4 protein-coding genes are annotated in these 5,565 nt (G+C 45.4%); 2 read left to right on the top strand and 2 right to left on the bottom strand.

Going from position 1 to position 5,565, the window contains the following annotated elements; genetic code table 11:
• Window positions 1-267 precede the first annotated feature (267 nt).
• Complete coding sequence (locus QZ158_RS07610) at window positions 268-3,438, bottom strand: LPXTG-anchored zinc carboxypeptidase (RefSeq protein ID WP_293887304.1); 3,171 nt, start codon at window positions 3,436-3,438, stop codon at window positions 268-270.
• A 157-nt stretch (window positions 3,439-3,595) separates the two neighbouring features.
• Window positions 3,596-4,561 carry an aromatic acid exporter family protein gene (locus tag QZ158_RS07605; protein WP_293887302.1) on the bottom strand — a complete coding sequence of 322 codons (966 nt, stop codon included), beginning with the start codon at window positions 4,559-4,561 and terminating at the stop codon, window positions 3,596-3,598.
• A 104-nt stretch (window positions 4,562-4,665) separates the two neighbouring features.
• On the opposite strand from QZ158_RS07605, the gene rlmB reads away from it, so the two are divergent.
• Together rlmB and QZ158_RS07595 are read left to right on the top strand one after the other, a co-directional pair.
• On the top strand, window positions 4,666-5,394 hold the full coding sequence (gene rlmB / locus QZ158_RS07600) for a 23S rRNA (guanosine(2251)-2'-O)-methyltransferase RlmB (protein ID WP_293887300.1): 729 nt from the start codon (window positions 4,666-4,668) through the stop codon (window positions 5,392-5,394).
• Window positions 5,395-5,423: 29 nt separating this feature from the next.
• On the top strand, window positions 5,424-5,565 hold a 142-nt coding region (locus QZ158_RS07595; protein ID WP_293887306.1), incomplete at its 3' end, for an NYN domain-containing protein.

Here is a 5,565-nt window from a genome sequence, read left to right as displayed (position 1 = left end):
AAACTTTCCTTAGGTGAGTACGGACGTCAGCGAACTTCTTCGAAGTTCCATGACTTAGTTTTGAACCTAAGGTTTCAAAACTCCCGAGTGCTTGAAACTGTTATGTTTCAAGCACTTTTCTCACGGCGGAAAGTTTCAGTATAAGATTGAATACTGCTAAATACTAGAGGAGTTTTATAACTTTTGTCTCATTTCTTAGATTATTTCATACGAAAAATTGATTTTCTATGAAAAGATGAACTTGAGATTCATAGCTAGTCTAAAATCTTACTCAATCTCTTTCTTTTTTAAGAGGAGGAAGCCTCCGCTAACGGCTAGCAAGAAGCTTGAAAGAACGAAGTGTGCAGATGAGCTTTCCCCTGTTTCTGGGAGAAGTTCTGCTTTTGCTTGTTTTTGGACAGCTGGGCTAGCTTGGTAGTTGACAGCTTGCACAAGAGTTTGATTATGAATTGGTACCCCTACACGATCTGAATCTTTCGGTGGAACGTAGTCTGTCAAGGTCGCCAACTCGCTACCAAAGATCGCATTGGTTACCCAGCGGAAGAAGTGGACAGGATGTTGGCGATTAGTTGGATTTCCGGCATAGACAAAGAGTGGTTGGCCCAGAAGTTCTCCAGAGATGGCCATGACCTTATTGGCTAGGACTTCATTTTTTGGCCACCAGCCTGCAATGTAGTAGTCACTTGAAGCGATACTCATCAAGGCCTTAAAGTTGCTTGGAACCTTTTCAATCCAGTTTCCTGAGTTGGAGTAGAAGAGGGCATTCTTCTTGTAGCCACTTGTCAGTGGGTTTTGGTCATCGATGATGGCTTTCATCAAGCCCTCGTAGTCACTGCCACCTTTAAGTTTTTCAGCGTCAAAACCTGAAAGAACTCCCAATTTTTCCAGTTTCTGCATGGCTTCCCCGCCGATGACGAGAGTTGGTTTCTTGCCGAAGATGGAGGCATCAAAGCGATTATTTTCAAGCACAATGACATCTGCTTCGTCAGGAGTATCGACGATTTGGAAACCTAATTTTTCAAGGACCAAACTAGTATGAGCAGGCGCATCTACGCCGGTCCAATCGTAGTGATAGTTTGGAGAATAGATCTTCAATGGTTTCAAGGTTGGACCGTTTGGAACCTTGTAGAGGGCTTCGCCGTAGATGGCATAGTTTGGAAGGAGCGATGCAAAAGTATCGCGGTCAACGATGTAGCCATCATCTGTTAAGTAGACAGATTTACCTTGGGAAATCGCCTTGTTTACGGCTTGAACGGCACTGGCTGAGGTATTGGCAATGACGTAGTAAGGCGCTTTAGGATCGATCTCAGAGGTTCTAGTCGCGCGAGTGGTGGTGACTTCTCCAAGTTTTCCAGCAAAGAGACCGTCTTTAAACACAGGTTCTGCCTTGAAGCCTTTCATATCAGGGAAGTTAACGAGAAGTTCCGCATACATGGCTGCCCAGGCGGATTCGTTAGACCCTTTATAGAGGATATGGTTGGCATAGCCCCGTTTAGCTTGAGACATGTCAATGACCAGGTCTCCTTTTTTGTAGGTACCTGTATCTTCTTTGAGTTCTTTGACGAGGACACCATTGCGTTTGAAGTAGTCAATCATATTGAAGGCTTCTTGTGCATCATTGTCCTTGTCGAGGCCCATTGGGATAACATAGTAGTCGGGGAAGAATTTCGGACGACCATTCTTCACACGACCGACAACTTCACCAGTTGGTCCAACTAGTTCGTTCTCTGCTTTTGGATCTTCAATCTTGTTGAGGCCACGTAGGTAGAAGTTGAGGCGCATTTCAAGAAGCTTGTCTGGATCTTGGCTGAGGAAGTCAATTCCGCCAAGGACAGCATTGCGTCCAGCATAGTAGGACTCTTGGTTGGATTCTGGAATTTCGATGGTGTGGCCCAAGATGCCGTGGTAAACGGCATAGACACCTGTATAACCAGAGAAGGAATCATCCCAGCCATCTCCCCAATCCAGTTTTGGAATGATGTAGCTGTCGTATTTGGAATTGGCAACCCCTGCACGGCCCATATGATGGGCATTTTCCAGCATGAGGTTGGACATGAGGTCGTATTCAAAGTTTGGATCATGTGGAGGTGTTGCAGGCTCAATCAAGAATTCTTTGACAAATCCATGGATATCATAGAGAGCGATCGGATTCCACTTGTTGATCATTTGGATGACCGTACGGACTTCCGGATTGGTTTGGTAGCTAGCATCCCGGTTTGGATCGAGGCCGTTTGCTAGGGCCCGCAGATTGAGAGCATCCCCGTCAGGGTTTTCCGTAAAGTCAAATAAGAAGATAAATTTGTTTAAAAGAGTTGGGATGTCCAGAGTCACATTCTTGACGTTACCAGCTTCGTCTGTCGTTTTAAAAGTGACTTGATTTTCTGTAGCGAAGGTACGGAAGAGACCGGTGATGATGTCAATCCCAGGTTGTTCATCCGCATGCGTATTATGAACCAGGACAGGCAGTTTGTAATCCAAGGTCTTGTCCTTCAGAGCTGCTAACATCTCGCTTGGTTTTGTGAGAGCTGTTGGATTGGTAGATGAGAGGTAGTGGTCAATACTTGCTTGGTCCTTACTTACAATTCCCATCTTCATATCCCGTCCTTGGGCGCTCTTACCGAGAGTTTCAAGCTGAACTAGACGGTCCGTTTTGGCTTCTGCCCTTGTCTGCTCAATGGAAGCTAGCATTTCCTCGTGGGTATGGAAATCTTTATATGGACGGAAGGTTAGATTCTTGCGAATGGTTAGGCCAAGATCAGCGCTGGTTCCAACCAAAGTGTGGTCACCGATATAGTTCCGATAGGTCCGACGGATATTATTAGGGCTCCGAAGGCTTAAATCTTCGCCAAAGAGTTCCTTGACCGTAAAGGTCAGATCCAAATCGTTTCCGTTTTTGTTCTCTTCAACTGTGATGAAGGGATCTTTGGACAGAGTTCCTGTCTCCATGTCCCAAGTTTTCCACTCTTCCAGTGGTTTGTCGTCCAAAGTCCAGCTAATCTTGCCAGCAGCCTGAGCTTGATCCTTAACGGTATTCGTCAGCGTTCCTTTTTCAGACATGTAAACAGGACTATCACTAAGGCTGATAGCTGGCTCTGCGTTCGCAGCTCGCTCTGTTACAGGGCTTTCTACTTTGGTCGTAGGACTAGCAGTGTCTGAAGCAGTAGGAGAGGCTTCAACTGGGCTAGAAGGATTAGTTGGAGCAGTCTCTGCAGAACTTGCAGTCGCTTCTGTTGCAGGAGCAGGACTGTTAGCCTCTGTGCTTGTTGCCGGGCTAGCGTTTGTTTCCTCTGGCTTGAGGACGTTTTCAACAGGTGCGGCAGGACTAGCTGTCTCAACAGTGTCCGCAGCAACTTGGCCTTGTGCGAGGAAGGCTAAAAGGACAGCGGTAGAGAGACTGAGTGCGTTTGTGTACAAACGCTTCTTATAAGAAGAATGCATAAAGAGACCTCCTTTGTTCTTTGCATGTATGCACCTCTATCATAACACTTTATGATAGCGTTTTCAATATATATGGAAGTTTTTCTCTTGAAATTCGTTACAGATTGATGGCAAAGAAAAAGAGCTGGGTAAATCTTCCCAGTCTCTAAAGAAGGGTTTATGCTTGAAGTTCCTTCTGGTAGGTTTGATAGAATTCCACCTTGATGGAGATGAAGGTTTCAAGATCACGGAGGAGTTGCAGAAGGGTCGCTCGGGTTTCAAATTCTTGACGAGATCGAGGGAGAGGTCGCTCACGAAAGACTGCTAGATAGCGGTTGATTTCGTCAAGTAGGAATTGAGCTGGATTTTCCTGACTGAGCTGGCTGGCTGTTTTAGCAAAGAGTTGGGCCAAAATAAGACTCTCGCTCGCAGCTAATTGGCAGTTGTTTACATTATTGGCCATGTCCTGCAGGATATTATTTTGGCGCTTGCGCATCTCAAAATAGTGGATATGGTAGTTGGTCTGATGGAAGAGGTGGTTGGAATGGTCTAAATAGACTAGATCGAGAGCTTCTTTTAAGATGGTATCTAGCTCACGAATCAAGCTTGCATCGTTGCTCCCATCTCCTTTTCCTAGAAACTCTGCAAAGCGATAGAGAATCTTCTTGAGTTGCTCCTCGACAATTTCATGATAGCGATCAATTTCTTCCTGTCGAGAAGGCATATAGAGATTGGCTAGGAGGGCAAAGCTGGTTCCGATTAGGAAAATAGCTACTTCATTTCCCAATAAAGAAAGGGAAGTGGATTTTTCTAGCAGGAGATGGGTAACCAGGACAGAGCTGGGCGTGATACCAATTTCCCAGCCTTGTAGGAAAGCAAGGGGGACATAGGTGGCCAGATAAAGACCAAGGGCCCAGAGATTGAAGCTGAGAATCTGAAAGGCTAAGCTTCCAAGGAGGAGGGCAAGAAGCATGGACATAAAGCGATTATAGGCTAGTTTGGCGGTACTTCTACGGGTATCGCTAATGCTGAGAATGGCAATGATCCCCGCAGAGGTGGCGTAGGACAGACCAAGAAACTCTGCAAGCAAGATGGCCAAACAGGTGGCGAGAACCATCTTGATGGTTCGGTGAATAAGTGGCATAATGCTGATTCTTTCCTTTTTCTAAACTAGTTTCATTATACCACAAGCAAAGTGGCCTACTCCAAATGTTTCACCAGATATGGCAATTGTGTTATACTAGTTTCATGGAAAAAAACGATATTGTTTATGGCGTTCATGCCGTTACAGAAGCACTAGCCGCAAATACAGGAAATAAATTGTATATCCAGGACGATTTGCGTGGAAAAAATGTTGAAAAAATCAAGGATCTGGCAGCGGAAAAAAAGGTGTCTATTTCTTGGACCCCTAAGAAGACCTTGCAAGAAATGACAGAAGGAGCTGTCCACCAAGGTTTTGTCTTGCGGGTTTCGGAATTTGCTTATACGGACTTGACTGAGATCTTGACCCAGGTAGCTAATAAAGACAATCCCTTGCTCTTGATTTTGGATGGCTTGACTGATCCGCATAATTTGGGGTCCATCCTGCGAACAGCTGATGCTACTCAGGTAGCGGGAGTCATCATTCCTAAGCACCGTGCTGTTGGGGTGACACCCGTTGTCGCTAAGACCTCAACTGGGGCAGTGGAGCATGTCCCTATTGCTCGAGTGACCAATCTTAGCCAAACCCTGGACAAGCTCAAAGAAGCAGGTTTTTGGATCTTTGGAACTGATATGAATGGAACGCCATCTCACAAATGGAATACCAGTGGGAAGCTAGCCCTCATTATTGGCAACGAAGGCAAGGGGATTTCAGCCAATATAAAAAAACAAGTGGATGAAATGATTACTATTCCTATGCAGGGGCATGTCCAAAGTTTGAATGCCAGTGTCGCAGCAGCGATCCTTATGTATGAGGTCTTTCGCAATAAATTATAATAGAAGAAATCAAAGGAAGGGGGCAATCTATGAAAGAAAAAATTTTGTTAGTGGATGGCTACAACATGATTGCCTTCTGGCAGGAGACCCGCCAGCTCTTTAAGAAGAGTGAGCTAGATGCTGCACGAACGATCCTCCTAGAGAAGCTAAGTCACTATGCTAGCTTTGAAG

This window comes from Streptococcus sp. A12 (assembly GCF_905372335.1).
GTDB lineage: Bacteria > Bacillota > Bacilli > Lactobacillales > Streptococcaceae > Streptococcus.
The sequence above is the reverse complement of the archived record's forward strand: the minus strand, read 5'-3'. Positions and strand labels throughout refer to the sequence as shown.